The 255-nt window shown below is 47.1% G+C and carries 1 pseudogene; it reads left to right on the top strand.

Annotation, left to right across the window (positions count from 1 at the left end):
* Positions 1 to 255 (top strand): annotated as a pseudogene (locus E3E23_RS09940) (AsnC family transcriptional regulator); the annotation flags it as partial.

Genomic DNA, 255 nt, shown 5'->3' with positions numbered 1-255 from the left:
AAGGAATTATTCAGCGTTACACGATTAAACTCAATCCGGAACTCCAGAGGGCCCACAACGTCGTTGCTCTGATAATCAAAACTGACGAGCCAGAGAAGCTTCAAGAGTTCGAGGAAATCATCGAGATCAACCGCTTCACGAGCAAGAAGTACCTCATAAAAGTGGCCGTCGAAGACATGGAGGGGCTGAGAAACGTAATAGAAGGTGCCGGTTTTGAGGTGCTTGAGATAATGCCTATCCTAGAGAGCATCGAGA

The organism is Thermococcus sp. CX2 (assembly GCF_012027555.1).
Classification (GTDB): Archaea; Methanobacteriota_B; Thermococci; order Thermococcales; family Thermococcaceae; genus Thermococcus.
The sequence above is the reverse complement of the archived record's forward strand: the minus strand, read 5'-3'. Positions and strand labels throughout refer to the sequence as shown.